A 26,660-nucleotide genomic window follows, 5' to 3' on the forward strand; every position below is an offset into this window, starting at 1 on the left:
GGCGATCAATGGACCTTCATCCCTCGCCAGTCGATGGTTCGAAATTTTGTCGTAAATGACAGCCGCATTCTCGACCAGAAGGCAGGTGATGCGACCACCGCGACGACCTGCCTGGCCTGCTTGATCGATACCGGCGGCGCAAAATCAGAAAGCCGGTCGCGCGCAATCAGATGATGTCGGCAGGTGGTCTCGTGGTCGAGTTGGTCCAGCGCTTGTTGGTGTCGTTGACGTCCTTTTCGACGGAGGTGAGCTCCACCTTGAACGGGATGCCGGGGCGGCCGCCGACCTTGACCAGGAACCTGCCGCGGCCCGGAGGTTCGCTGTCCTTTTTGAGATCGGGATTCCAGGACGGCGGCGACGACCAGTCGACGATCATGCGTTCCTCGATGGAGGACATCCGCACCACCTCGTTCACCATCGCCATCTCCGCCTGGGGCAGCCCGCCGCAGATCACCATGCCCGCGCGTTCGGCGAAGCCCTTGGCCTTGAGCCGGTCGGCCTGGTCGCTCAGCGACAGCAGGTCGGCCATCGTGTGCGTGATCATCACCTGCCCCGCGCCGCGCTGCCGGTTGAGGCGGGTGAGAGCGTCGACCCGGTCCACCAGGCCGCGCCCGGACCGCAGCACCCGCCACAACTCGTCGAGGACGACGAAGAAGTGCCGCTGCGGTTCGAGGCCCTCGTCGGCCAGCGCGTGCGCGGCCTCGATCGCGCCGAACCCGTCCGACCAGCACGCCAGCAGGACGGCGGCCTGCAACTCGGCGTCGGCGTCGTCGATCCCGCTGATGTCGATGCAGACGCCCCCCGGGTTGTCCAGCTCGATCGCGGTGGTGGTCTGGTGTGCGAACGTCTCGCCCATCGGCCCGTCCAGCACCCCGAGCAGCGAGGCGTGCAACGGGTCGACGGCCGCGCGGTACCGCGCCTCGTCGCCGCGCGCCAGGGTCACCGCGCGAAGCCGTTCCGGCCCGTCATCGATCACCTTGATCAGGTCGGGCAGGACGGGCACGCCGGGGTGGCGCTCGTCCAGCACCCGCAGCGCCGCGTTGAGAACGGTGCGCTCGGTGTCGGCGATCGGCCCCCCGCGCAGCAGCGTGAGCAGCGCGGCGACCATGTTCAGCCGGCGGCCGTGCGCGTCGGCGATCAGCTTGGCCCGCGCCTGCTCCGGAAGCCTGGCCGCGACCGCGGCCGTCGCACCGGGGTCGAGCACGTTCAGCGATCCCAGCCCGCGGCCGAGCTTGATGATCTGCCCGCCCATCGCCCGGATCAGATCGACGTAGTCGGGTTTGAGGTCGCCGAGCACCATGGGGAACACTCCCTGCCCGACCAGCCCCAGCACCATCCTGCGGATCAGCGTCGACTTGCCCAGCCCCGGTTTGCCCAGCACCAGCGCCGAGGGGTTGTGGATCAGATTCGCGCGCTGGAACCACGAGATCGGATCGCAGCACAGCGCCGCGCCGGTGGTCAGCTCCCGGCCGAGCGGCACCCCCACCATCGGGGTCCCCGAACCGGCCCCGAACGGCCACAGCCCGCACACCTGGACCGTGGTCCCGCGCCATTCCGAAGGCATCTCCACAAAGGAGGCCCGCCCCCCGCCCCGGCGGGTGAACCCCCTGAATCCAGGCTTGAGTTCGGTCTTCTTGTCCTTGTGCTTCTTGCGCTTCTTGTCCTTTCCGGCACCTTGTGCGGCGAGCCGCTCTTCGTCCGCGCTGCTCGCGATCGATTCCGATGGACTGCTCACAGAGATTCCCTTACCAGCGCAGGAACATTGAGGTGATCAGGAAGGACGATCCCCAGTGGAAGGGCGGCCGCGAACGCCGACGCCTGCGACCCGTACATCTGCCGCAACCGCAGCCGGGCGGGGGCCGCGATCGTGTCGACGGCGGCCGCCGCCACCGGGAGCTCCTCGGCCGACCGGACGGTGGCGGTGACGAGAACCGTGAACCGGGTCACCCCCGCCCCCTTGGCCTCCTCAAGGGCCGACTGGTCGCTCTTGATGACGTCGATCTCGTTCCGGGCGGCGCTGGCGGAACCGTCGAGGCGGAAACGCGAGTCCTTACGGTCCCGTTCCACGATCCGGGCCGCGGAGGCCGGGTCGTGCGGCCGGTAGAGGAAGGTGACGCGTTTACGGGCGATGTCGTGGTGCGGGGCCACCAGACTGCTCATCACATTGGACAGCACCTCGCCCCGCGGCGCCTCCGACATGCCCCAGGTAATGGAATGGCCGCTGTCGTGCACGTAGTGGTCCCACGACTCCTGCGCCGCGGCGGGCCCGGCATCGTCCCAGCGTGTTCCCCCGACTTCGGCGGCCTCCATGTCCGACTGCGCGTCCGGGTCGTAGGCGAGCCGCACGGCGCGGGCAAGCTGGTCAGCGGTCATCGGGCGAGCGGACCCGGCGCCGGTCATCTCCAACCCGGAGATCAGCCCGGGGATGCGCATCCCGATCTCCCGCACCATCGAGTCCTGGTCACGGCGCTTGCCGCCAGGATGCGGCAGCGCCGCGTAGGTGACCGCGATACGGGTGGAGACCCGCGCGCTGCCCACCGGGTAATTCCAGACGATCTCCTCCAAGGCCGCCCGAGCCAGTTCCGGAGCCTTCGGATCGAAGGTGGCCTGAACCTCCTCCCGGAGGCGGTGCCCAAGGTCGGGGGCCGTCTCGACGGTCACGCTCGCGGCGACCAGCCCCGGCTCGTAGCCCAGCGCGGCCAGCCAGTGCCCCCAGTGAGCGACCCACGTGTCGATCTGCTCCTGGTCCACAAGCGCCGCCCCGTCGGCGTTGCATTCGAACACCACGGTGTAGTGCCTCGTGGACGGGATCACGATCAGGGCGAACGGGCGCCCGTAGGAGTCACGGCCCTCCACCAGACGGGACTGGGCGAGCAGCCCCGGAAGCCGGCACGAGCCGTGCGGGACGACGCTCAACGGTCCCGAACGGTAGAGATGCCATCCCTGGGAACGACCCCACCACCAGTTCAACCGGGCCGTGAGCGTCTGAAGCGCGGTCCGCCCATGCCGGTCCTGGATGACCAGCGGCACCATGACCAACCCCAGCACCACGACAGCGACCAGGCTGGCCACCGGCGACAACATCGCGATCATGGTCACGACGATCAGCCCGACCATGAGGATCAGCGTGCCGGCCAGCCCCAGCCGCCCGATCCCCGGAGAAACCGGTTTGCGCCAGTTCCCGTACGTGGGTTCACGGTACTCGGACGCCACTGCAACTCACCTCATTCCTTAGCGGTTAGCGCCGCTCGGCCCCTCAGGGCCCTCATACCTGCCACCGGTCAGTCACGATTCCCGTCATTGCCAGTGGGGTTATCGCTGAAATCAGGACGACCCGGTGATGTGTACCCAGGCGAGTTGAACCCTGGCGACGAATACCCGAGCGAAGACGGGCCCTGAGGCGAGGTGTACGGAATCGCGCGGTTGCCGGAAGCCCAATCGACCGTAGACCTCTCACCTCGGGCCCCGTCTTTGCCGCTGCCGTTCGGTCTACCGTTATTCAAAGAAGCGCTCTTCGAAGTACTGCTCGAAGTGCCAGAGCCCGAAGAGACGACACCCGGAATACCACGATCGGCAATGTTCGGTGCTTGATCATCCATTGCACCAGATGGAGCACCGCCGCGGGCACCCGGACCACCACGACCCGGACCACCACCCTTCCGGCCGCTCCCCTCCGGACCGCCATCTGAACCACCGAACAATTTCTGCAATCCCTTTCCAGTACCCGACCCAACGGTGGTCAACTTGCCGGCGTTCACGGCGCTGCTGCCGAACACGAAATGGCCGACCTGACGTATGCCGAAGGAGCTGTTGTCTTCCGCGACTGCCGGCATTACGGCGCGCATGACCGCAGGGAGGCTGAAAACTGCGCCGGCGAGGAGAGCCAGCCCAAAAAGACGATCTGCCTCATATTTGGACGCCATCAGCCTGAAAGCCGCGGCATAGATTGTCGCAGCTACCGGCTTGTACAATATGAAGGAGATCAACCAGCCGACACATTTTCTATAGGCTTGGTTTCCATATGTGCTGAACCTTGAAGCGGCGACCGTCGGGAGAATGCCGATCAGTACGATCAGAACACCACTTCGGAAAAGCATCAACGCGAACTGTACTGCCGTGGCGACTGCCGCAGCGAGCCCGAAGATGAGAAGGATGAACATCGTATCAGCGGACTTAAGCGGACCGAACCCAGATTTCCAGTCATCGATCCACTGGTCGTTCTTCGGTCGCGCGTCGTTAAGGATCCAGTCTGAATACCTATCGCCGCCAACATTCGCCAGATTTACCACAGTGGCCACAATCAGCACTATCGCGGCCAATTCAAAAAACTGTGAAAGGGCTGCTCGGAAGGGCTCACCCTTACGCTGGACGGCGACCCGGAAGGCAGCGACAAGAAACCCCGCGAACGCCATCACCAGGGTCAGCCAATTGGCATGCTCCCGCAAAAAGTAAAGTATACCACCAGCCTCCCCATTCAGTGACACACTATAGGTATCACTTATCCAATAAGTCACCAACGTCTGGAAACCGCCCAGCGCCCAGTCGATAACTTTATCGGCAAGCCAATCGAATATGCCGTCTAGGATTGGCCCCACGTCATCGCTTTTGACGCCCATATCAACAAATCCCCCATGGTCTGGAATGAGCATTGTGGAATCGATTGACTCAGGCACGAACAGCCTTCTACGTCAGGACGATTCGTTTAAAAGGACATAGAACGATCTCAGGCCAACTGTGCAATTCAACCGATGTTGTTGCGACCTTCGACTCCCGTGCGCGGAAAGCTCTCGCGGATCAGTCCATCACCATCCGGACCAGGATCGCCGTCGCCGCCAGGTTCATCACTTCCCTTCTTCACAAATGTCCCTGGCCGGTCCCGTTGCCATGTCGCATCCCTTTTTCTTGTCCGGCTCTTTTGCGCCGAGTGGATCAATCAGAAGGTAGATCATGGCGGCGGCCAGAACGGGTACGAGGCACGCGATCGCCACCCAACCCAGACCGGCACCGTGCGCACCGGCCTCGCTCCTCTTATGTTTGATCGCCATCTTGGCGCCGATGATCACAAATCCTGTCACACAGGCTCCATAAACGGCCCAGATCAACCATCTAAGGATTATTCCCGCGGGTTCCGCGACTCTGGAGGCTCCCTTTGCGTGACCCTTCGACAAGTGCATATCGGGTTCATCATTGATGGATGGAGGGCGCCCACGGGGAAGCGGCGGCTTGTCAAGAGACGGACCCCGGATAGCGTTCTTCCATTTCTCATATTCTTTATCCTTGCCTTCAAATCCCCATATCCCCCCCTTCCCATTTATGCAGTTATCTCTTGATCCTGCGGTAATAATATTGGCGCCACACGGATCCGCTTTTCCCCTGTCCGGTTCAGCTCCAGGGCGACTGTCAATGCTTTCGCAGAACATGTCGGAGGTCACATCACTCTTGGCCAGGCAGACTTTGAGGATGTAATTTTTATTTTTATCGTAATCGGGGATGGTGGCCACATCCTCTTTTCCTTGTTCGCCTGCGCGCAGGCGGACCACTAGGACGCCATCTTCAGCGACTCCGCCGCGCACGAGGTGACCGTCCTCCTCGGTGTCGCTCACACTCACCCGACCAGTGGTGCGGTTAAATTGCAGCTTGCCGCCGACGTTTTTCCAGGGGTTTGGAAGTTCGGTGGTCCGGATGCTGACGTCCCACTTGGCGGAACCATTGCCACTGGGGAGTAGCGATTGCGCCGCAAGGCCGACCGTGGTCGTACGGCCAAGTTCCTGAACGGCCCGGCCGACATCGGCTGGAGTTTGCGCCGGCCCAAAACGGGGTCGACCGGCCGTCTGCGATATTTCCACCGGCTCGTGCCTGCCTGAGACAGAGCGAACTTCCTCCGGGGCGGGACCACCAGGAAAACTGATCGCGCCCGACATGATGCCGTGCGCAAGGATTGCGGCAGACAGGATGGTCACGCGCCGCCTCAACCACGTCAGGTCTTGGCGGCGCTCACGGCATACCGCATGGGTGCGCCGGAGCGTCATCAGCCTGCGCCTCCGGCGAGTCCCCTGACGAGAGCGGCCGCACTCACTATGAGGACGGTGGCGAACCCAACGATGGCCATGCTTCCCATGTGGGAGCCACCCTCGCCCCTCTTGTGATTGATCCCCATTCTGGCTCCGATTACTATGAACCCCGCCACGCAACAGGTGAGGGCACCCCACACTCCCCACTTGAGTAGCGTTTCAATCTTGTCGGAGATTTCTCCCGGCGGTTGTTTCCCATCGCCCGGGTTGGGGACCGCCGGATCCAAAAGCGCCACATGGTGAAGCAGGTCGACTGCCCACGGCAGTGTCACATCAAGCATGTGCGTCCTCCGAGATGATGTGCTTGAGGTCCTGAGCCAGACGTGCATGGGCGGACGGCAAATTGATCTGACCTGGTGGGTCACCGAGGCGCAAAGCCTCCACCCAGGGAAGCTCCCAGACCCGGGGTACGCCGCCGGAAATGAGGCGCAGCAGGTCCTTCAGCGGCCTCGGGAGCTTTCCGGGGGCGTCGGCGACCACCACCATTCCCAGCAGCCGCACATTCGGTAGCACACCCGCAGCCCACTGCCGGGCGGCGGCCTGGGCCGCGCACAGACCGTGGGCATGGGTGCGCGCGACGAGCAGCACCCGGGAACGTCCAGGGGGCTCGGGCATCGGCCAGTACCGTCCAGCGCACATACCGTTGGGAATGAGGGCGGCCAACGTGGAGGCGCCGGCCCCTCCGTGGCATGACGAGAACCAGAGGTCAGGCCCATTGCCGCTGTAACCGGCAAGCCCCAGCGGACTCGCGGGCGGTGGCGCATGACGGGCAGGTATCACCGCTTGCGCGCAGAACTGGCTGCCTTGATTGCCTTTCTGCCCAGAAGCATCCGTCGCCGCTTCCAACACGTTCGGGATGTTCCCGGGGCCGGATTTCCACTGTGGCCGGGCCACGTCCGCCGCTTGCATGATTGTTGAGCCCCTCTCCAAAGGAGTCGCGGGCGCGCCGTCCCTGAGCGCGAACAACGGTTCGCTCGAGGAGCAATAGCCGGCCGTCCAGTCCGACTGGCCTCGGGACCGAGCAGATACAGGCGTACGCCAACCTGACAGGAGGATTTGGCCGAAACCGCCGTCTGGTTACTGGGTCAGACCCAGTTGGGCACCGCTGATAGTCGTGCTGCCCCGAGCCCGCCCGCCGGGCAGGATGTAGTTGCGCCCGCCCGGGTGGACCATTCAGGTACCCCGACCGTGAGTTCCGGCCTGCCGTCCCCGTTCAGGTCGCCGACCGGCAGGCCGTCGCCGATCCAGCGCAGATCGCTGCCGGGAGGCTGCAGCAGGCTGCCACTGCCGACGATGTCGACCTGGCCGGGGCGCACACCGTCGAGACCGCTGGGCAGGACCGGGTCGTTGGTGCCTGCGGCAACTCGGTGAACGTGGTCGTCGAACCCTGCTCGGCGTTCTTGATCACGCCCACCCGGTGCGTGTCGATCTTGTTCCCGGGCGGGTCGTTCAACGTGGCGGTGTTGGTGAGGGCCGGGGCGGCCGTCCGGTGTCCCGCGGTGCGGTGGCGGACGCCTACGTGGGCACGGCCAGGCCGGCCCTTCGGCCAGAATCGCGGCGGCGAGCGTGAAACCTCGGGAGCGCATGGCGTGGGGGTTTCCCTTCCCGTTCAGGCGGGGTTCCGTTGCTGTGAGGCGGGGGTTCCGGCGAGGCACGACGCACCTTGGCGAAAGCTCCGACGAGACCGATTCTCATCTGCCGGCTGCGCAGGCGTGAGCCCGATTCCAGCCAGCGAGCAACGGTTTCAGGACAACCCGCGACCCTCTGCGCGGTGTGAGAACGTCTCGCGGTAGGCGGTGGGGGTGACCCCGGCCACCTGCCGGAAGCGCGCGCGCAGCGCGGCGGCCGAAGGGAACCCGCAGTGCCGGGCGACCTCGTCCACCGGCAGGTCGCTCGTCTCCAGCAACCGCTGCGCGCGGATGACGCGCTGGTGGGCCAGCCACTGCGCCGGCGCGGAGCCGGTGATCTCCCGGAACCGGCGGTCGTAGTTGCGCCGGCTCATGTGCGCCCGCCGGGCCAGGGCGGCCACGGGGAACGCCGAGTCCAGGTGTTCGAGCGCCCACGCGATCGTCTCGGCCACCGGGTCCCCGGCGTCGAGTTCGGGCACTGGCGCCTCGATGTACTGGGCCTGGCCGCCGGGCCGGTGCGGCGGCACGACCAGCGCCCTGGCCAGCCGGTTGGCGTCCGCGGCGCCCAGCATGGACCGGATCAGGTGGAGCCCGAGATCCATCCCCGCGGCGCCGCCGCCCGCGGTCAGCACGTCCCCGTCGTCGACGTACAGGACCGACGCGTCGACCCGGACCGACGGATGGAGCTCGGCCAGCCGCGCCGCCAGCGACCAGTGCGTGGTCGCCGGCCGGCCGTCCAGCAGGCCGGCGGCCGCCAGCACGAACGGACCGCTGCACAGCCCGGCCACTCGCGCACCCCGCGCATGGGCCGCGCGCAGCGCCTCCAGCACCGGCTCGGGCGGACCCTCGGCCGTCGGCTGCGGCAGGTACGGGACGACGACCAGGTCCGCGGCCCGGATCGCCTCCAGGTCATGCGGGACGGGGCACGACAGGCCCCCGCCGACGATCGCGGCGCCCGGCTCGCCCGCGACGATCCGCAGGTCGGTACCCGGCAGAGCGCCGTGGTGGGCGGCCATGCCGAACGCGCCGAAGGCGAAGGACATGCTCGCCAGCGGAGCTCCGTCGAACACCACCACGACGAGCCGCCTGGCAGCAGGCTGCGCCTCCGCCCGGCCCCGATCGCCGTTAAGGAACGCCTCAGTCAGCAGTTCGGTGTCCAAACCCATCGGCTCTGCCCCACCGCTCGTGAGCGAAAGCGCGACCCCGTTGTCCGGCCGAGGCCGCCCGGCCTGGATACCACAACGAGAGGCCGCCGAGAAGGCGAACCGTGCCCTGTTCCGGCTCGGGCTACTGCGAATTGGAGTGCCCGCGTGCGGGTGGTCGTTACTGGTGCGGCGGGGTTCATCGGGAGCCACGTGGTCGACGCGACGCCGAGCCAGCGGTGCTGTCGCCCCAGGTGCGCACCGCGCTCCAACACGTCGAGACCGCGGGATCGATGTTCGACACCGACGAGTGCATCGCGCTGTGCGGCCTGCCGGACGAGGACGAGGCGTTCGACTGCCTCGACGCGGCGCTGGCGGTACCGGAGGGCGAACGGGCCCTCCGCGGCTACCGGTTCCGGCATCGGCAGATTCGCGACGCACTGCTCGCCGCGAAGGGGCATCGCCAGCCCTCATCGGCCAGTTTGGGGCGGCGGCCGGCCCCGGTGTCGACCAGATGCTCCTCAGGTGAGGCGGCCCGCGCGAACTTGCGGACGATGTTGCGCGCCAAGCCGAGTGTCCGTGCGATGGCTCGCAGATCGTGACCGTGCGCGAGGAGTTCGTGGACGGCGGCATGTCGCTGCCGGATGCGGTCGGCGAACGGTCCGGTTCGCGGCCGGGGCGCCGCGGAAGGCGCCCCCGACATGGCCACCGGCCCGGTCCCAGCAGATGATCCCGACTCCAGGATGGCTCTTCAGCCATCCGGCGAGCGTGTCCGCCACCCGGTCGGTCAGCGCGTCGATGGGACGACCGGCCACCAGGTCGATGAGGACCGTGCCATGGGTGCGCCCCTGCCGCAACGCGGAGTCGTCCACCCCGAGCACTCGCGGGCCAGCCTGCACGACTGGTTCAGGTAAACCGATCAAGAAGCTTGCTACCGGCCAGAACCGTGGTGGTCGGCGGGTCAACCGAAACCGAGCAACGCTGGGGCCGAGTGCGAGGCACGATCATCGTTCGGTATCGAGAGCACGATCGCGCCGGGCGCGACCACGAATTCCGACAGTGCCTTGAGGCTGGTACCCGCGGGCAACGGGGTGGTCGTCACTTGCCCGTCCGGTGCGGTCCGCTCCACCCGGCCGGGTTCGTCGGGGCCGCCACGCAACCGCAGCTGTGAGCCGTCGGCGAGAATGACCTGAGAGCCGTACGGCCACACCAGAGAGGCTGGTGGTGTGGCACGCGGCGCGCCAGTGCGCGGATCGAACGTCACCGCCGAGCCGGGCGGGGTGCGGTACTGGTCGGCGTCACTGACCGCTTTCGCGATCGTGCCGCCGGCCAGAACCGCGACATGTGGCTCATGCACAAGTCCGGACGTTTTCGTGGATGGCACGGGAACCCGATGCAGAGATTCTCCCGTGCGATCGTTCAGCGCCTGCACGAACGGATGCGCGGGATCCGGGCCGCACAGCGGCAGCAGCACGGCTCCCACCGCACCCACGATCAGGTCATCGCTTGCGGGCGGTGTGCAGTGCTCCGGTGGTGTGCGGCGCCAGCGTTCCGTGCCGTCGGCGAGGTCGAGGCCGACCAGCTGACTCAGCCGATCGTTCATACCCAGCACCGTGCCGTTGGTCGCGGCGCCAAGGACGGACAGGTCCTCGGACGGCCGCTGCCAGCGCTGTTCGCCGGTGAACGCGTCGAAGGCGGCGACCAGGCCATCGTCAGGTGGGCTTGCGTCAATACCGATTGACATCGTGGCGACCGTACGGCCGTCCGGGGTGGCAACGAGACCGCTGACTGCGGCACCGTCGCGGCGCTGCCGCCATCGCTGCCTGCCGCTCGTGCCGTCGATCGCGATGAGCTCATCGGACGTGGCAAGGACGACTCCAGTCCCGGCGGCGACAACGTGACTCACCCGGCCCGGAGCCTTCCAGGACCATCGCACCGCTGTGACCGATCCCGGCACCGCAGGCGCACCGGTTGCGGTGGTGGTGGTCACGGTGGCCGGTAGCCCGACCCATACCGGGACGATGACGCCGACCAGAACCATGGCAGAGGCGAGTGCGACACCCCCGGGAAGGAACGCACGCCATCGCAACTGGAACGTCAAGGTTCGAGGTAGGGCAAGCAGAACCGAACCGATCAGTGCCAAAAGGCCACCGAGCGCGATCGCCGGCAACGCGGCCGATACGACCCCCACAGTCGTGTTGTGCAACGCGTTGTAGCCAGGGACGAGCCAGATGACGGCCGAGACTCCTGCCGCCAATGCGGCGCAGAAACGTCGCACGGCCGAGACGAAACAGGCGGTGCAGAACAGCCCGGCGGCGGCGGTCATGCCGACGATCAGGAGTGTTGGCGGGAATTCGTCGTGTGCGGGTGCGATGACGAGGCCGGCGACTTCGGCCGCGAGCCCGGACAGCGTTAGGCCCACGGCGATCGAAGCGCACCTGGTGAGTTCCCTGGTATCGGTGGCCATAACGCAGGCACTCTAGTGGGAGGCCGCGCACGGTCGAGGCCGGGATGGCCAGCCGCCCGGCGATCTACACCGGCGCCAGCCGCGGCTTCCAGCGCAGGTGCACGATCTTGCGGACCACCGGCTGCGGGGTGCGGGACGGGCTGTGATGCGGCCGGGACCATCGGTCGGCCATCCCGGCCGCACCATGGCGGCGGTACCGCCCGGCCCAGCGTTTGGCGGTCGGCCAGTACACGCCATAACGCTCTGCCGCCCGCGCGACGAGAGCCATCCGTAGGCAGCTCACCGAGCCTGACGAGGAGCGGAAGGCGAGCCAGTCCGGACCACCCGGCGTCGAGGAGTTTCATTACAGGGTTAAGGGCGCCGCTACGCGTCGCCTTGACACAAAGACAGGGCCCGGCATCTGCCGGGCCCCAAGTCGGACGCGCCTAGTACGGCGCGCAGCCCCATGGCCTCACGACCAAGGAGTGTCTTGTTCAGGATCCAGCACCGGGCGGTTCATCGACCGTCTAGCGGCGCCGATCTAGTCGATCTTGCTGAAGACGATCGAGAAGCCGAGAACGGCCACGACGCGATGGGGACCATTGAGACAAACCCCCGGTAGAGCAGCTCTCGGGTCGTACCCTCGAGATAGTGATCGGTCCAGGTCTGGCCCTGGATCTGCTCTTCAGGAGCCGGATCCGAGTTGGTGACCCGGTCGCTGGAGTACTTGACTCCGCCGCCCTTAGCCACGTAGGTGGAGAACGCGAACGCTTCGCACTCTTCGCCCGCCTCGCTGAGCCGGTTGGGTTCCACAGAGCAGAACGCGACCGCCTGCCTCCCGGGGAACCCCGGGATCGCTGAGAACACCGCACGGCACCGATCCATGTCCTTCATCTTCGGGTCGAGGTGAACCGTCTCCGCGAAGGTTTCCGGCCCGGTCTCGGTCATGAAAGTGACGATCGCGAAGTAGCAGATCGTGTCGGCGGACACCACGGACAGGCGGGGAGTCTTGTTTGTCATGATCTGTCCTTGCTCTTGCTTTGGCCGCGCAGTCGACGCGGGAGCATCTCGGAGAGGGCTCACCAAGGACAGTCCCCACTCATCAAGCGCCCCGGCCAGTTCACCGCCAGGGCGCACGGAGTGTGGACGCAGGCGCCAGTCGTAGGCACACCTCGGCGGACAGCACAGACGACGGCGGGCCTTGCGGGCTGGAGAAGCAAGTCCTGTTGAACCAGCCGGAGTCGAAGGCCTACCACGGCTCACGTGATCACATAGGTGGCACATGGTCTACGCGGTGCTGCAGGACGGTTCCGGACTTGCGAGGGGACCCCGCGCGGGGCCTCGCGACGGGCCATTGCGGGCAGGCAGGTGCTGCCCGTCCGCCGAGAAGCAGATCGAATACCTCGGAGCGCCCTGCCAACCGCAGACCGTCCGCATGTGAAGATCGGTGCCGGGCGGCGTCGGCCTCGTCCAGCGCCCCGACCCGGCGGCAGGCCAGCGCCGTCACCCGGACGGCGTCGCCCTCCAGCCTCACCCGGCAGCCCGGTGCGGGCGGCGAGCGACAGCAGAACGGCCGGCTCGTCAGCGCCCGGCCGCGCGTGGTCATCGCGTGCGCGGCGGCATAGGGGTCGTAAACCCGCCGGTCGTCGATGGCCTGGTCGGCGTCGGCGGCCGCGTCATTGACGGCCGTCCACCGCTGGAGCAGCGCGGCCAGCTCGGCACCGACCGCGTCGCTGGCGACGTCCCGCTCGTCCTGGCCGCGCTCGTCTTGGCCGCGCTCGGCGCGAAGGGCTTCGGTGTTCTTGGCGCCTTGGCGGAGGCGGCGCGCGCCTTCTTGGCGGCGTGAACGAGGATCGGGGGTGCCGCCGAGGTCGCCGTAGCTTCCAGCACATGCGGGGGCCCGGCTACGCCTGCTCCGGCGGGTTCGGCGGCGGCAGGCCGCGCTCAGATCGTTCGGACCGGACCTCACGGCCGGGTCGCAGGTCCAACAGCAGTTGAAGGACGGCCGGAGCGGCATGCCGACGACGCTCGGAACCAAAGATCGCGACCATGGTGATGGTGGCGATGAGCGAGATCTTTTCAGAAAATAAGCCCCCTGGAGTTCAGCAGCCAGGGAGGCCCTGTTTGCGGAAGACTTCCCCGTGCCGTGATGCCGCTTCGCAATCAGCCGGAACGGCTGCTGCCGCCACTGACCGTTCCGATGCTCCTCGCGACCCGAGCTATCCGGCGGGCGCCAGGGCGCGGTCCGGGCCGTCCGCCCCGACCACCTCCCACACCCCCGGCTCGATCTCCCGGGACTGTGCCCGCATCGTGTCGGCCAGCCCCGCCGGCCACCGCGTATCCGGCACCGTCCACCGCACCCCGACCAGGTTCGTGCGGGTCAGGTTCGCGCCGGTCAGGTTCGCGCCGGACAAGTCCGCACGGGTCAGGATCGCGTCCTCCAGGTTCGCGAGTGTCAGGTCCGCTCCGGGCAGGTGCGCGAGGGTCAGGTCCACGCCGGACAGGTTCGCGCCGTCCAGGTTCGCGCCGGGCAGGATCGCGACGTCCATGTGTGCGGCCTCCAGGTTGGCGCGGCCCAGGTTCGCGCCGGACAGGTACGCGCCGGACAGGTGCGCATCGATCAGGGTCGCGCCGCCCAGGTGCGTGCCGGACAGGTCCGCGCCGTCCAGGTTCGCGCCAGACAGGAGCGCGCCAGACAGGTTCGTGCGGGTCAGGTCCGCTCCGGACAGGTCCGCGCGGGTCACGTTCGCGCCGGACAGGTCCGCGCCGGACAAGTCCGCACGGGTCAGGCTCGCGCGGGTCAGGTCCGCGCCGGACAAGTCCGCGCCAGACAAGTCCGCACGGGTCAGGTCCGCGTGGGTCAACTGGGCATAAGGGTGAATGGCGCTGCGAGGCACCCCGGGGGCTACATCGCCTTCCGGGAGAAACGTGGGGTCTTCGGGGAAGCGGGCTAGTGCGGCCACCAGCCGACCCGCCGGCTCGTCTGTTCGCAGGCCTCGCGGCGCGGAGCAGATGGGTTCGGGTGGGCGGGCCAGCGCGGCCACCAGCCGCGCGCGCCAGTCAGGGCGCATGGGTTCCTCCTCCCGGCTGGCCCGCCGAACCGGGCAGAGGAGCACCGGATGACGGCGACGGCGCGGGCGCGGGTTCCATGGCGGCCTGCACGTCCACGTTGAGTGGCACGACCCGCGCCAGCTTCTCAATCACCAGCGGCGCGGCCACCCCCAGGCCGAGCGCCGCAAGCGCGCCCGCCACCTGACCGTCCTGCGCCAGGGCGGCCGCCACCGTGCCACCGGCCCCCATCCGGATCACGATCGACACCACGAACGCGGCCATGCCCTGCGGGATCGGGCGGCGCCAGGTCCAACGGCGCGTCGAGCGGCGGATGGAGGCGTACAGCTCCAGCGCCTCCACCAGGAAACCGCCGGCGATTCCCCACAGCGCCGCCTGCCACCACACCATGTTCCGAACGTACGCCCAGCCACAGATCGACGACGACCTACCACGTCCCGACGGCCGATCCCGGACGCTTCGCGCAGACTGTTGCCCGGCCTTTGGCGCGGCCCCTCTACGGGCAGCGACTGAGCCAGCGCCAGCGCCGCTGAATACCTAGCCGAAGGGGGTGAGGTCGTCGCCGGGTGGGTGATGGGTGGGCTGATGAGTGGTGAGTCGCTGGGCGATGGGGGATGCGGTAGGCGTTGCGAGCCCGGTAGGCCTCGTCGAAGCCGACCTGGGGAACGGAGCGCCGTTGGAGATCGAGGAGGTCGTAGTCCACGAGCTCACGGAGTCCCTTGTTGCGGCCATTGTGGCCCTGTTCACCGCGAGGGCAGGGCCACGCTCGGGATCCGACATGGCCCCGCGACCCGATTCGCACCATTCCATCGGCGGGAGTGTGAAACGAGTCAGGGGCTCAGCGCGTTGCGATGGGGGCCAGACGGTGGCAGAGCTTCATAAAAAGGTCCAGGTTGACGACATAGCTGGTCGGCTCCGAGTCCACGGTCGTGCGCTTCTGTGAACCGTTGAAGCAGACTTTGCCGACGACGTATCCCAGCTCTGTGATCTCCTCCCAGTCGGCTCGGTGCTTGCTGCCGCTCACACCCTGTTTGTCGGCCCGGTAGACGCCGAAGTCGATCGTCTCGCCGCGTTCGATGCGCGCCAGAACCTCCGGGAGCTGGAAGTTCCTGATGCTGGCCTGGATGTGCTGTCCCCAGTCGTGCGGGTAGAGGAACGTGCCTTCTGGCGTCCGATGAAGGCCCAACTCCCGAAGCCGATGCTCAGGGCCGCGCCGTTCGGGTCGATCAGCGTGTAGCGAGCGTCCGCGTTCATGCCGTTCACTGTGCGGAGGTTCTGCAAGATCCGCGCGTTGTGCCACTCGTAAGAAGCCATGTAGCCGTCCCGGCCGGTGATGACCGCGCCGTTGTGGTGCATGTACAGGCGCGAGTCACGCCACTTCTTCAGGCCGAATCCTTTCTTCGCCTCGACCGTGAAGAGCCAATTCCCAAGGCTGCGCTCGGCGGCCAGCGCGGCGGCTGCCTGGCTCGGCGGTTCAGAAGGGGCCACGTCGCCCATGTACTCACTCCCGGGGATCAACTGCGGGTGATCGTCACGGTAACGGCCGTCTCAGCTGTACGTCGATGTCTGAGAGAGATCTCACAGCGTGCCCGAGCCCGCACGACCCACGCGTTCCGCGTCGCCGAACCGCGCTGGGAGTAGCCCCGGTTCCCCGCCGGCGGGCTCTGCGGCTCCTGGGGGCCCAGTTCACGGTGACCGTTGGAAAACGTCGTTTCACGACAAGTGACTGGTCATGCTGTCTGCGAGGCCCGTGGGTCTCCGCGCGGTCGCTTCGTCGGAGTAGACCATGCCGCTCTCGAACCGAGCGTCCTGGAACAATGAAGACGGCTTGGCTGAGGTCGCCGCCGTCGAAGGCGAAGCTGGCCAAAGGGCTCTGTTCGTCGCCCAAGTCTTTGGCCAGCTTCCGCAGGTGCAGGCAGATCAGATGCAGGCCGACGAAGCGCTGCTCGCCGTCTAGCGGTCACGACGGAGTCGAAGAACCGGACACCTGCCGTCGCCGTAGCGAATCAGGAACCGTGCCCGGCAGTCCGCGTCTGGTCGCATTGGCTGCTCGCCATCGCGCCCAAGTGGCGAGCCTCTGAATACCGTCGCGATCCGGCAGAAGCTTGCGAAGCCACCGGTAGCCGCACTCGAAGTTCAAGCCTCGCTGATCTCGCCCGCGAGTTGTGGTGGCAGGACGCCGGCGTCGCCACCGAGGTCGCCGGGGAAGATGATCGATGTCCGAGCCAGGTTGCCGCCGTCGGTCGCGGGCAGGCACACGCCCGAGATGTACGCCGATTCGTCGGAGACCAGGAACAGCGCCGCGTTGGCGTTGTCACGAAGCGTCGGCGGGCGGTCGAGCTTCAACGGGATCGAGGTCACCGCGGGATCCCACGGCTGCATCTGCTCGTAGCTCTTCCCGAGGACGTCGGCGTCGGGCGGCATCGCGAAGTTGACGCTCATGCCGTGCGCCGGGCACAGCGCGTTGCCCCGGATACCGTCACCGCCGAGCGACAGCGACATGCCTTTCACCAGCCCGTTGACGCCGTGCTTGGCCGCGGCGTAGCCCGGGAACCCGGGGTAGGCCACGTAGCCGGCCATGGAGGAAACGGCGAGGATGGTTCCGCGCCGCTGCCGTTTCATCACCGGAACGGCGGCCCGCGCGGCCAGGAAGACGCCGGTCAGGTTCGTGGCCAGCATCGAGGTGAAGCCTTCGACGGAGATCTCCTCGAACGCCAGTGTGCCGAACCCTTCCTCGGGCACCCCGGCCGAGCACATCAGCACGTCCAGCCGTCCGAACGTGTCGACGGCCAGCGCCACGGCGTCGACGCTGTCCTGTGCCTCGCGCACGTCGGCCTTGGTCCCGACGGCCCGGCCGCCGGCGGCTCGCACCTCTTCGACGACCCGGTCGACGCGGTCCGGGATCAGATCGGTGACCACCACCGCCGCGCCCTCGGCTGCGAACAGCAGCGCGCTCTCCCGCCCAAGGCCCGATCCCGCTCCGCTGATCAGGACGATCTTGCCGTCCAGACGACCGCTCATGATGTCTCTCCTCGTGATTGGGGGCAGCCCTGCCGGACTCAGCGGACCGGGAAGGTGATCGGCAACCGGATCGCGCCGCGCACGCCGTAGTTCGTGTAGACCACCTCGTCCCCTGGGGTGATCTCGTAGTCGGGGATGCGCCGGTGGAACTCCTCGATCGCCACCCGCAACTCGAGGCGGGCCAGATTCGAGCCGAGGCACCTATGCGGTCCGGCAGCGAACCCGACGTGCGCGTTGCGCGGGCGATCGAAATCGACCGCCATCGGCGCGGGGAACGCAACCGGATCGGCGTTCGCCGCCGCCCAGACCACTTCGACCTTCGCTCCGGCGGGGAAGCGGCGGCCGCCCACCTCGATGTCCTCGACCACCCACCGGTGGGCGAGCGGCACCGGCGACTCGAAGCGCATCAGTTCCTCCACCGCCTTCCTCAGCAGGCCCGGATGGGCGACCACCTGCCGGCGTTCGACCGGATGCTCGGCGAACCAGGCGAGCAGGCAGGACAGCGAGGAGGTCACGGTGTCCAGTCCCGCGATCACCAGCAGGTAGCAGACATCGATGATCTCCTGGTCGGTGAGCCGCCGGCCTTCGTGCTCGGTGGTCAGGAAGCCGCCGAGCACGTCGTCGCGCGGTGGCTCCGACCGGCGCTCGGCCAGCACGGCCTCCAGGTACGCGTACATCCGGTCGCCGGCGGCCCGCATGTACGCCTGCTGTTCTTCCTCCGTCGCCCCATTCGGCCGGACGACGGCTTCTTTGAACTCAAGGAAGCGGGGAAGATCCGCCGTGGGCAGGCCCAGCAGATCGATGAACAGGTGGGTGGGCAGCGGCCCGCACAGATCGGGCATCAGGTCGGCGGAGCCCGCATCCGCGAACGCGTCGATCAGCGCGTTGGTGCGGGCGCGGATGAGCGGCTCCAGGCGGGCGACCCGCTTGGGAGTGAACAGCGGATCGAGCAGTCTCCGGTACTTGCGGTGCGCGTCACCGTCCAGATCCAGAGGGATCAGCGGACGCTTGCCACCGAGGTTGTAGTGCACGCCATCCGTTGCGCGAACGGCCGGATGGCGCAGGAAGTCGACCGCTTCCTGCCGGTTGGCCACGACGAGCGTGCCGTCCGGCCGCACCGGACAGGCCTGCCCGGACAGTTCGGTGAAGGCCGCTTGCGGATGGCGCTCATCCCACGACGAGAGCTCGTGTGCGGCACAGAACACAGGGGCGGCCGACTCGTCCTCCATGCTCATCCCTCCTGTCCGCGCCGTCCGCGCGGCCGCTGCTCGATCCTGATGGCCCGCTCCGGGCATCCGCCCTCCGCCTCGCGTGCCGCCTCGCCCAGGTCATCCGGCACCGGATCGGTCAGGACGGCGGCATGTCCCTCGTCGTCCAGGTCGAACACTCCCGGCGCGTTCATCACGCACAGCGCGTGCCCCTGACATCGGGTGGGCTCCACTGTGACCCGCATACGCCTCAGCTCCTTCCGGTCGCCGACCAGAGGTCAACCGTCGAAAAAATTGAAATAGCTGAATGATTGCGTTGTAGCTCACACTGCCAGGCGGCGCGAAGCCCGTCAAGATATCGCTGCTACCTTCGATGAACCCGCCGTACGCGTGCGGCGGTCAGGACTCCGGGATGGACGATCCGCGCAGGATGAAGCCGGACATCTCCCCGACGATCTGCGCGCGGCCCGGCCGGTCGCCAGTGGGGAACAACGCCTCGTCCAGGGCGGACACGCCGAAGACCAGCGCGAAAGCGAACCGCACCGCGTAGGCGGGGTCCATGGTCTTGCCGCCCTTGGCCCCGCTCTCGAGCGCGACCTCGCTCTGCAGGCGATCGAAGACCTCGCGCAGGAACGCCGCTGTCTCGGTGCCCAGTTCCGGCACGTCGACGGCCGCCGAGGTCGACATCGCTCCCAGCAGCCTCTGGTTCTCCAGCAGGAGCCGGTACAGGCCGTCGACGAAGACCTCGGCGTCGTGGACGGAACTGTCCATGCCGTGCCCCTGCTCGGCCCAGCGGTGCACATAGTCGGCGACGAAGTCGCGGAACGGCTGGTAGGCGGCCTCTACGAACAATCTGGCCTTCGAGCCGAAATGCCGGAAGACCTGCGCCTGCGTGACGCCTGCCCGCTGCGCGATCTGCCGTGTGGAGGCCTGGGCGTATCCCTGCTCGGCGAACAGTTCTCGCGCGGCCCTCAGCACCAGGGACCGGACCGTCGACGGACTGCGCCGCGATCTCGGCGAGGGAGAATCCATTACCGGTCATCATCGCCCATCGGGCGCCGCCATGGCATCAGCCCCTTGAGCGCCCTGCCCCGCTTTGCGCAGCATCGGATGATCGCCAGTGCCACCGGTGTCGATCCCCGGCACGGTGCCCGATCGCTATGGCGGCAAGCACGGCTTGTACATGCGGGCGAACGAGCTGACGGCTGAGCGGTGGCGCAACAGAATGTACCTGGGCTACACGTCCGCCTGATGACAGGCGCGTATTGTCCGCACAGGCGGGCCGCTCATACCCCGGGCTCCTTTGTCTCCCGTGCCTCGGTGGCCTGGGCCGCGAGAGCCTCGGTGTGCTTGGCGCGGGCCGCGGCAACCCTCGCGGGCAACCACTGCGTGGGCCAGTCCCCCGGCGCCGGCTCGCGGTCCCGCAGGATCAGACGTGCGGCGGCCGAAAGGTGCACCTCGGTCGGACCGTCCCAGATGCCATAGCCGGGGACGAGCTGCCACAGCGTCGAGAACGGCATCTCGTCGGACACCCCCAGTGCTCCGTGCAGATGCATCGCGCGGTGCACGACATCATGCGCGACCTGCGCCGAGAGGACCTTCGCCACGGCGATGTCACGCCGGACCTCGGCGGTGTAGCCGTGCCCCTGGTCGATCCGCCACGCGGTGCGCAGTACGAACAGCCGGAACTGTTCGATCTGCGCGTAGCTGTCGGTGATCGCCTGCTGGACGAGTTGCCGGTCGGCCAGCGAACTGCCCCGGGTGGTCCGGCTCAGCACCCGTTCGCAGGCCATGTCGAAGGCGTATTGGGCCTGCCCGACGGCGCGCATGGCGTGGTGGACGCGTCCTCCGGAGAGGCGGGTCTGCGCGATCTCGAAGCCCTGACCAGGCTCGCCGAGCAGGCCATCGGCGGGCACCCGTACGCCGTTGTAGCGAAGCAGGGCGTGGTCGATCGCCTCGGCGGGCTCGCCCATGTACCGGGTCGGCCGCACGGTTTCGATACCGGGGGTGTCGCGGGGGATCAGGAACATCGACATCCGGCGGTGCGGGGCGGCGCCGGGGTCGGTCACCGCCATGACGATGAGGAACGCCGCCTGCTCGGAGTTGGAGGTGAAGAACTTCTCCCCGTCGATGATCCAGCCGTCGCCGTCACGGACCGCACGGCACCGGAATCCGGTGGGGTCAGAGCCGCCGTGCGGCTCGGTCATCGAGAACGCGGAGAACAGCTCTCCGTCCAGGAGCGGCCGCAGATACCGCCTCTTCTGCTCGGCCGTCCCATAATGCGCCAGGACCTCGGCGTTGCCGGTGTCGGGCCCCTGGACACCGAAGATCGTGGGTCCCCACTGGTAGGGCGCCAGGATCTCGTTCATCAGGCTGAGCTTCACCTGACCGAACCCTTGCCCGCCGAGTTCCGGGCCGAGATGGCAGGCCCACAGCCCGCGCCGGCGGACCTCGTCCTTGAGGGGATCGATCACCTTCTTCAACCAGGGTGGCGGAACCCGGTGGTGGTGGTGCGGCCAGAGGACCTCCAGGGGCGCGACCTCCTCCTGGACGAACTCGCGCATCCACTCCAGGCGCGCGGCGAAATCGGGCTCGGTGTAGAACTCCCACATGTCCGTTCCTCCTCAGGAGATCCGCCGGTAGTGCCCGCGGCCGGTCCCGCCCATCACAGGCCGCGCTCGCCGCGGGCGAACTCCGCCGCCGCGGCCATCAGCCGGGGAACCATGACGGCCATGCTGTTCTTCTCCTCCGGCACTCCCCGCCGCACCTCCCGCGCATAGGTGCCCTCCAGGATCACGCCGAGCTTGAACAGCGCCAGGCAGGCGTAGTAGGGCAGAGCGGAAACGTCACGCCCCGACCGCCGCGCGTAACGCGCGACAAGTTCCGAACGGGTGGGGTCGCCTTCTGGACGGCCGGGCAGCGGAGTCAGGACCGGTTCCTCGCCCGGGTCCGTCCAGCGCGCCACCAGGTGGCCGATGTCCAGCAGCGGGTCACCGACCGTGCCGGTGTCCCAGTCGATGACCGCGGCGAGCCGCGGCGGCGGGGCCGGGTCGACCATGACATTGAACGGGCTGTAGTCACCGTGGATGAGGGCGGGGGCGCTGCCGGACGGGCGGTTGCGCTCCAGCCAGCCGGTCACGAAGTCCAGTTCCGGCAGGTCCCGCGTGCGGTAGCGGTCGAGTTGCGCCAGCCATCGCGGCACCTGCCGTTCCAGGAAACCGTCGGGTCTGCCGAGCCCTTCGAGTCCTCGTGCGCACCAGTCGACCTCGGCGAGGTCGACGAGCGCGTCCACGTAGGCCTCCGCCAGCCCGCGCCGGAGGGCCGAGTCCGAACCGAACGGTTCCGGCATCTCGAAACCCGGCGTGAAGCCGACGATCTTGCCGATCACCAGGAACGGCGCGCCGATCACGCCGGGGTCCTCACAGAGCAGGTGCGGCGCCGGGTGCGGGACGGGCGTGCCTTCCAGCGCGGTGAGGATCCGCCACTCACGGAGCATGTTCGAGGCGCTCGCGTCATTGAGCACCGCCGGCGGTCTGCGCAGGACGTACGAGTCCTCCCCCACGCGCAGTTCGAACAGTGCGTTCCCGATGCCGGTGGCCGTCCCGATCCGCGTCGCCGTGAGCGGGGCGCCGGGATCGCCGAGGCGCCCGTCGATCCAGTCCGCGAGAGCGGCGACATCGAGTTGCAGGGACGTACTCGCCGCAGCGGCGGCCGATCTGATCATGAACGCGCTCCAGGGCTGACTTGGCTGTGACAGTGGCTGACAATAAAGTCTGCTTCTGTCATTAGTCAACGGATTGAGGTGGCGAACTCACCGCCGGTACCCGCATGCCATGCTGAACGCACCGCGACGCAGACCCCCACGACCGTGACCGCCAGGAGGCGTCATGCTCCCCGATCGCTCCGCCGACGGCGGGCTGGACACCGGCCCGCTTCCGAGTTCCGGCGCCCCCGCCGAGAACTTCCGGACCAGGCGCAGGCGCCTCGTCCAGGACGACGTGGCCCGGATCGCCATCCGGCTGTTCGCGGAGCGCGGCTACGACACGGTGTCCGTGGACGAGATCGCCGAGGCCGCCGGCATGTCACAGCGCACGTTCTTCCGCTACTTCGCGACCAAGGACGAGGTGCTGCGGCGCTACAGGCGTTCGTTGCGGCAAGGGCTCATCCAGGCGCTCAAGGCTCGGCCGAAGGGTGAGGGACCCGTCGCCGCGCTTCGTGCGGCGTACGAGCAGACCTCGCATGTCGAGCCCGGCGACCGGCCCAGGGTGCACGCGGTGGCCCGCGTGCTGGTGGCCGCGCCCGACCTGTGGTCGAAGGATCTGGGCGAGACGGTCCTCGACGAATCGGTACCGGCCGAGTTGGGCCGCCGCATGAAGGCGGCGCACGGCGACATCCACCCGGCCGTGATCGCCGCAGCGGTGTCCAGTGCCGCGATCGTCGGCTGGAACGCGTGGGTGCGTTCCGACGGGAGCGACGATCCCGCCGCGATGGTGGTCGCGGCCATCGACCTGCTCGGCCTCTCGGACTGAGGAGGCCAGGCTCGCCCCCATCGCGGTGAGACGTCCAGGGCCGGAAGGCCGCCTAGACCTTGGTGGCACCCATGTCGAGGGTCAACTGGGTTCCGGTGACCGACCGGGACAGGTCGGACGCCAGCCAGAGCACCCCGTCGGAGATGTCCCCGGGCTCGGCGATGGGAAGGCCGGGCAAGAGGCTGGCGAACGACGCTCCATAGGAGGGATGACGCGAGAGCAGCTCATTCACGTTCGGGTCCTCGCCCATCGGGGTCAGCACGCCCCATGGGTGCACGGAGTTCACCCGAATCCCGTATTCGCCGAGTTCGATGGCCGCCGCCTTGGTCAGTCCCACGATGCCGTGCTTGGCAGCGCTGTAGTGCCCCTGGCCCGGGAGCGCCTTGATGCCCGCGACCGAGCTGACGGCGATGATCGACCCCCCGTTGCCCGCGTCGATCATGTACGGCACGGCCGCCTTGAGCGTCCGCCACACCCCGGTCAGGTTGATGTCGATCATCGCCCGCCACTGCTCGTCCGAGATCTCCCAGAACCGGCCCCAGTTGCAGACGCCCGCGTTGGCCACGACCACGTCGAGCCGGCCGCCCAGCCGCGCACTGCCCTCCTTGAGCACCGCTTCGAGCGCGGCGGAGTCCCGGACATCGGCCTGGCGGGCCACGATCGAGGCGCCTTCCGCTTCGACGAGCCGGACGGTCTCCTCCAGATCGGCGGGACTGGACGCGGGGTAGCCGTTGTCAGCCGACACGGGCGAGCAGACGTCCACCGCGATGATCGAAGCACCCTCCCGGGCCATGCGGACGGCATGGCTGCGCCCCTGCCCCCGAGCAGCTCCGGTGATGAACGCGACGTTGCCCTGCAAAAGCATGACACCAACTCCCACACTAGAGTGAACTAATTAAATTATTTCATAACGATGGTCGCAGCCGTCGAAGGCGTGCGTTCACGGTAGAGGGGAGACGCCCGGTGGGCACAGGGCATGTGACGACGCTCGGAATCGAATGTGACGACAAGGTCACGCTCGTCGCGGACGCGCACGGGGATCCGGCCGATCCGCCTGTCGTGCTGCTCCACGGCGGCGGTCAGACCCGGCATTCCTGGCGTGCCACCGCCCGTGATCTGGCCATGTCCGGCTGGTACACGCTCGCCGCGGACCTGCGCGGCCACGGTGAGAGCGGCTGGTCTCCCGACGGGCGGTACGGGCTGGACAGGTTCGCGTCCGACGTCGTGCGGATCGCCGAGTTCCTCGGGCGCCCGCCCGTCCTCGTCGGAGCGTCCCTGGGAGGCAACTCCTCCCTGGCGGCCCTCGGCCACCATCCCGAGCTCGCACTCGGCCTGGTGCTGGTGGACGTGTCGCCGTTCCTGCAGCCGAAGGGCACCGACCGGATCCGCGAGTTCATGAGCACCGGCTCCGAAGGATTCACCTCCCTGGAAGAGGCCGCCGACGCCGTGTCGGCCTACCTGTCGCACCGGCCACGGCCGCGCAACGTCGAAGGGCTGCGCAAGAACCTCCGCGAGGTGGACGGCCGGTTCTTCTGGCACTGGGACCCGGCTTTCCTCAGCAGCCGCGCGGACGAGGCCGTCCAGCGCGACAAGCTCATCGATCCCGCACGGCTCGGCGCCGCGGCGATGTCGCTACGGGTCCCGACGCTGCTGGTGCGGGGCGGCGAGTCCGACGTGCTCAGCGTCACCGACTCCAAACGCTTCCTCGAACTGGTGCCGCACGCCGAGTTCTCCGACGTCGAGGGTGCGCATCACATGGTCGCCGGCGATGACAACGCCGTCTTCGACCGGGTACTCGGCGAGTTCCTGGAACGCCGTGTCAGGTCCCGCCTGGACTTGTTCGCACGGGCCGCCCCGGGCGACGACGAGTGACCGGGACGCCGGCCCCGGCCGCAGGGGGCCGGGTCCTTTCGCGCCTCGGAGGTCAGCCCAGGAGCGTGCGGCCGCCGTCGAGCATCAGCGTGGCGCCCGTTAGATAGGCCATGTCGTCGCTGACCAGGGCCGCGACGGCGCGTCCGATGTCCCGCTCCGGATCTCCCATGCGTCCCAGCGGGATCTGCTGGACGACCTTTTCGAAGCGTTCGGGATCGGCGTCCCGGTACTCGGCGGCGGCCGGGCTCAGGGCGGCGGGACAGATGGTGTTGACCCGGATGCCGTAGCGTCCCCACTCGCGGGCCGCCGTCCGGGTGAGGCCCCGGATCGCCTCCTTGGCCATCGCGTACGAGCCGAACGTGGGATCCCCGAGCACGGCGGTGGACGATCCGAAATTGACGATGCTTCCCCCCTGCATGCGAAGGTGCGGCAGCGCTGCCCGCATTGCGTGGAAGGTCGCCAGCGGACCAGTGCCATAGGCCAGTTCGATGTCCTCGTCACCGGTGTCCTTCAGCAGCCGCTGGACCGAGGACTGCGCGTTGTTGACCAGGATGTCGAGCCTTCCGAAGGCGGAGACGCATTCGGCGACCATCCGTTCGACATCCTCACACCGCCCCACGTCGCCGGTCACGGGATGGGCCGTGGCGCCGCGGTCCGCGATCTCACGGACGACGGCGTGGAGCTTACTCTCCGTACGGCCGGTGACGGCCACCGCCGCGCCCTCCGCGGCCAGTGCCAGCGCGACGCCGCGTCCCACGCCCTGGCCCGCCCCGGTGACGAGCGCGACCTTTCCGTCCAGCCGCATGCCGCCGTTCATCCGGCCTCCTTCCCGTCACCGAGGCCGGAGAAGCGCGGCGGCCTCCGTTCGATGAAGCTGCGCACCCCCTCGCGGTAGTCGGGGGCCTTCCTGGCCTCCACGAGCAGCGCGCGGGCGTCCCGGTTGCCCTCGGCGAACCCGCGGGCCTGGTCGTCTCGCAACTGCCGCTTGATCAGCGACATGGCGTACGGGCTGCATTGGCGGGCGAGTTCGCCCGCGTACTCCAGCGCCGTCGCCAGCAGGTCCGCCGGCTCCACCAGGCGGTTGACCAGCCCCATGTCCACGGCCTCGGTCCCCGTCACCGGACGGGAGGACAGCAGCAGGTCGCTCGCCTGCCCGTAGCCCACCACGCGCGGCAGGATCCAGGCGACGCCGTCCTCGGCGACCAGGCCGCGGCGGCTGAAGGCGGCGGCGAACTTGGCCTTCGGCACGGCGAAGCGCACATCGCACATGAGCGCCTGGTTGAACCCGATGCCCGCGCAGGCCCCGTTCACGGCGGCGATGACGGGCTTGGGGCAGTCGAGCGGACGGGTGCGCGGCGGAAGCCGGTCCGTCGGATACGGCTTCGCCCCGGACGAGGCGGCGTCCAGCACGCTCATGTCCATCCCCGGGCAGAAGCTGCGGCCGGCGCCGGTGAGCACCACCGCGCGCACGTCCAGGTCGGACTCGGCACGGTCGAACAGCTCGTTGTAGAGCAGTTCCATGTCGAGCGTCCACGCGTTGTGGCGCTCCGGCCGGTTCAGGGTCAGCAGGAGCACACCGTCATCGGTCAGCTCGCTGAGAATGACCGGCGCCTCGTCCGTCCCCCGGGATCCCGCCTCCGAACGTCCACCGGTCATCGTCGCCTCCGCTTCGCG

Annotated in this window: 28 protein-coding genes and 1 pseudogene; 4 read left to right on the forward strand and 25 right to left on the reverse strand. The window is 68.1% G+C overall.

The window, feature by feature from the left end:
* Positions 1-166: 166 nt before the first annotated feature.
* The 8 genes from ACQPXG_RS26635 to ACQPXG_RS26670 all read right to left on the reverse strand — a co-directional run bounded on the left by ACQPXG_RS26635 (position 167) and on the right by ACQPXG_RS26670 (position 8,865).
* Positions 167-1,735, reverse strand: a complete 1,569-nt coding sequence (locus ACQPXG_RS26635; RefSeq protein ID WP_433461840.1) for an ATP/GTP-binding protein — start codon at positions 1,733-1,735, stop codon at positions 167-169.
* On the reverse strand, positions 1,732-3,213 hold the full coding sequence (locus tag ACQPXG_RS26640) for an SCO6880 family protein (protein ID WP_433461841.1): 1,482 nt from the start codon (positions 3,211-3,213) through the stop codon (positions 1,732-1,734). Before ACQPXG_RS26640 ends, ACQPXG_RS26635 begins: the two co-directional genes overlap by 4 nt.
* Before the next feature lie 68 nt (positions 3,214-3,281).
* Complete coding sequence (locus ACQPXG_RS26645; protein ID WP_433461842.1) at positions 3,282-4,673, reverse strand: hypothetical protein; 1,392 nt, start codon at positions 4,671-4,673, stop codon at positions 3,282-3,284.
* Between the two features lie 168 nt (positions 4,674-4,841).
* Entirely contained in the window at positions 4,842-5,960 is a 1,119-nt protein-coding gene (locus tag ACQPXG_RS26650) for a hypothetical protein (protein ID WP_433461843.1), read from the reverse strand.
* Between the two features lie 68 nt (positions 5,961-6,028).
* The gene (locus tag ACQPXG_RS26655; protein WP_433461844.1) at positions 6,029-6,352 is read right to left on the reverse strand and encodes a hypothetical protein; all 324 of its coding nucleotides are present in this window, start codon (positions 6,350-6,352) and stop codon (positions 6,029-6,031) included.
* Complete coding sequence (locus tag ACQPXG_RS26660; protein ID WP_433461845.1) at positions 6,345-6,980, reverse strand: DUF6668 family protein; 636 nt, start codon at positions 6,978-6,980, stop codon at positions 6,345-6,347. Before ACQPXG_RS26660 ends, ACQPXG_RS26655 begins: the two co-directional genes overlap by 8 nt.
* Positions 6,981-7,156: 176 nt before the next feature.
* Positions 7,157-7,657, reverse strand: coding sequence for a hypothetical protein (locus ACQPXG_RS26665; RefSeq protein WP_433461846.1), 501 nt, complete (start codon positions 7,655-7,657; stop codon positions 7,157-7,159).
* A 158-nt stretch (positions 7,658-7,815) separates the two neighbouring features.
* Positions 7,816-8,865: a GlxA family transcriptional regulator gene (locus ACQPXG_RS26670; RefSeq protein WP_433461847.1), complete on the reverse strand. Its 1,050-nt coding sequence runs from the start codon at positions 8,863-8,865 to the stop codon at positions 7,816-7,818.
* 269 nt (positions 8,866-9,134) lie between these two features.
* On the opposite strand from ACQPXG_RS26670, the gene ACQPXG_RS26675 reads away from it, so the two are divergent.
* Positions 9,135-9,443: a hypothetical protein gene (locus tag ACQPXG_RS26675; RefSeq protein ID WP_433461848.1), complete on the forward strand. Its 309-nt coding sequence runs from the start codon at positions 9,135-9,137 to the stop codon at positions 9,441-9,443.
* A gap of 359 nt (positions 9,444-9,802) precedes the next feature.
* Here the strand turns inward: ACQPXG_RS26675 and ACQPXG_RS26680 are convergent, their stop codons facing one another.
* The 8 genes and pseudogenes from ACQPXG_RS26680 to ACQPXG_RS26715 all read right to left on the reverse strand — a co-directional run bounded on the left by ACQPXG_RS26680 (position 9,803) and on the right by ACQPXG_RS26715 (position 15,853).
* Positions 9,803-11,308: a PQQ-binding-like beta-propeller repeat protein gene (locus ACQPXG_RS26680; RefSeq protein ID WP_433461849.1), complete on the reverse strand. Its 1,506-nt coding sequence runs from the start codon at positions 11,306-11,308 to the stop codon at positions 9,803-9,805.
* Between the two features lie 67 nt (positions 11,309-11,375).
* Positions 11,376-11,576 (reverse strand): annotated as a pseudogene (locus tag ACQPXG_RS26685) (helix-turn-helix domain-containing protein); the annotation flags it as partial.
* A 227-nt stretch (positions 11,577-11,803) separates the two neighbouring features.
* Positions 11,804-12,307 carry a hypothetical protein gene (locus tag ACQPXG_RS26690; RefSeq protein ID WP_433461850.1) on the reverse strand — a complete coding sequence of 168 codons (504 nt, stop codon included), beginning with the start codon at positions 12,305-12,307 and terminating at the stop codon, positions 11,804-11,806.
* 247 nt (positions 12,308-12,554) lie between these two features.
* Positions 12,555-13,304, reverse strand: a complete 750-nt coding sequence (locus ACQPXG_RS26695) for a hypothetical protein (protein ID WP_433461851.1) — start codon at positions 13,302-13,304, stop codon at positions 12,555-12,557.
* 202 nt (positions 13,305-13,506) lie between these two features.
* A complete protein-coding gene (locus ACQPXG_RS26700; protein ID WP_433461852.1) occupies positions 13,507-14,358 on the reverse strand; it encodes a pentapeptide repeat-containing protein in 852 nt (283 codons plus the stop codon).
* Positions 14,348-14,746: a hypothetical protein gene (locus tag ACQPXG_RS26705; protein WP_433461853.1), complete on the reverse strand. Its 399-nt coding sequence runs from the start codon at positions 14,744-14,746 to the stop codon at positions 14,348-14,350. The genes ACQPXG_RS26700 and ACQPXG_RS26705 overlap by 11 nt, the downstream gene beginning before the upstream one ends.
* 448 nt (positions 14,747-15,194) lie before the next feature.
* Positions 15,195-15,380 (reverse strand): hypothetical protein, encoded by a 186-nt coding sequence (locus ACQPXG_RS26710; protein WP_433461854.1) that lies wholly within the window; start codon positions 15,378-15,380, stop codon positions 15,195-15,197.
* On the reverse strand, positions 15,377-15,853 hold the full coding sequence (locus ACQPXG_RS26715) for a hypothetical protein (protein WP_433461855.1): 477 nt from the start codon (positions 15,851-15,853) through the stop codon (positions 15,377-15,379). The genes ACQPXG_RS26710 and ACQPXG_RS26715 overlap by 4 nt, the downstream gene beginning before the upstream one ends.
* A gap of 289 nt (positions 15,854-16,142) precedes the next feature.
* On the opposite strand from ACQPXG_RS26715, the gene ACQPXG_RS26720 reads away from it, so the two are divergent.
* On the forward strand, positions 16,143-16,313 hold the full coding sequence (locus ACQPXG_RS26720) for a hypothetical protein (RefSeq protein ID WP_433461856.1): 171 nt from the start codon (positions 16,143-16,145) through the stop codon (positions 16,311-16,313).
* A gap of 179 nt (positions 16,314-16,492) precedes the next feature.
* Here the strand turns inward: ACQPXG_RS26720 and ACQPXG_RS26725 are convergent, their stop codons facing one another.
* The 6 genes from ACQPXG_RS26725 to ACQPXG_RS26750 all read right to left on the reverse strand — a co-directional run bounded on the left by ACQPXG_RS26725 (position 16,493) and on the right by ACQPXG_RS26750 (position 22,309).
* Positions 16,493-17,377, reverse strand: a complete 885-nt coding sequence (locus ACQPXG_RS26725) for an SDR family NAD(P)-dependent oxidoreductase (RefSeq protein WP_433461857.1) — start codon at positions 17,375-17,377, stop codon at positions 16,493-16,495.
* Positions 17,378-17,415: 38 nt separating this feature from the next.
* Positions 17,416-18,606 (reverse strand): cytochrome P450, encoded by a 1,191-nt coding sequence (locus ACQPXG_RS26730; RefSeq protein WP_433461858.1) that lies wholly within the window; start codon positions 18,604-18,606, stop codon positions 17,416-17,418.
* 2 nt (positions 18,607-18,608) lie between these two features.
* Positions 18,609-18,830 (reverse strand): ferredoxin, encoded by a 222-nt coding sequence (locus ACQPXG_RS26735; protein ID WP_433461859.1) that lies wholly within the window; start codon positions 18,828-18,830, stop codon positions 18,609-18,611.
* A gap of 154 nt (positions 18,831-18,984) precedes the next feature.
* Positions 18,985-19,617, reverse strand: coding sequence for a TetR/AcrR family transcriptional regulator (locus ACQPXG_RS26740; RefSeq protein ID WP_433461860.1), 633 nt, complete (start codon positions 19,615-19,617; stop codon positions 18,985-18,987).
* 254 nt (positions 19,618-19,871) lie between these two features.
* Positions 19,872-21,197, reverse strand: a complete 1,326-nt coding sequence (locus ACQPXG_RS26745; protein ID WP_433461861.1) for an acyl-CoA dehydrogenase family protein — start codon at positions 21,195-21,197, stop codon at positions 19,872-19,874.
* Between the two features lie 53 nt (positions 21,198-21,250).
* Positions 21,251-22,309 (reverse strand): phosphotransferase family protein, encoded by a 1,059-nt coding sequence (locus ACQPXG_RS26750; protein WP_433461862.1) that lies wholly within the window; start codon positions 22,307-22,309, stop codon positions 21,251-21,253.
* Between the two features lie 163 nt (positions 22,310-22,472).
* Between ACQPXG_RS26750 and ACQPXG_RS26755 the strand changes: the two genes are divergently transcribed.
* Positions 22,473-23,114 carry a TetR family transcriptional regulator gene (locus ACQPXG_RS26755; RefSeq protein WP_433461863.1) on the forward strand — a complete coding sequence of 214 codons (642 nt, stop codon included), beginning with the start codon at positions 22,473-22,475 and terminating at the stop codon, positions 23,112-23,114.
* Between the two features lie 52 nt (positions 23,115-23,166).
* Here ACQPXG_RS26755 and ACQPXG_RS26760 read toward each other — a convergent pair whose 3' ends face one another.
* On the reverse strand, positions 23,167-23,979 hold the full coding sequence (locus ACQPXG_RS26760) for a mycofactocin-coupled SDR family oxidoreductase (protein ID WP_433461864.1): 813 nt from the start codon (positions 23,977-23,979) through the stop codon (positions 23,167-23,169).
* Between the two features lie 98 nt (positions 23,980-24,077).
* Between ACQPXG_RS26760 and ACQPXG_RS26765 the strand changes: the two genes are divergently transcribed.
* A complete protein-coding gene (locus tag ACQPXG_RS26765) occupies positions 24,078-24,986 on the forward strand; it encodes an alpha/beta fold hydrolase (protein ID WP_433461865.1) in 909 nt (302 codons plus the stop codon).
* A 52-nt stretch (positions 24,987-25,038) separates the two neighbouring features.
* Here the strand turns inward: ACQPXG_RS26765 and ACQPXG_RS26770 are convergent, their stop codons facing one another.
* The gene (locus tag ACQPXG_RS26770) at positions 25,039-25,803 is read right to left on the reverse strand and encodes an SDR family NAD(P)-dependent oxidoreductase (protein ID WP_433461866.1); all 765 of its coding nucleotides are present in this window, start codon (positions 25,801-25,803) and stop codon (positions 25,039-25,041) included.
* A complete protein-coding gene (locus ACQPXG_RS26775) occupies positions 25,800-26,642 on the reverse strand; it encodes an enoyl-CoA hydratase-related protein (protein ID WP_433461867.1) in 843 nt (280 codons plus the stop codon). The genes ACQPXG_RS26770 and ACQPXG_RS26775 overlap by 4 nt, the downstream gene beginning before the upstream one ends.
* Positions 26,643-26,660: the final 18 nt, after the last annotated feature.

Origin of the sequence: Spirillospora sp. CA-128828 (genome assembly GCF_050945415.1) — a bacterium.
In the GTDB taxonomy this organism is placed as follows: domain Bacteria; phylum Actinomycetota; class Actinomycetes; order Streptosporangiales; family Streptosporangiaceae; genus Spirillospora.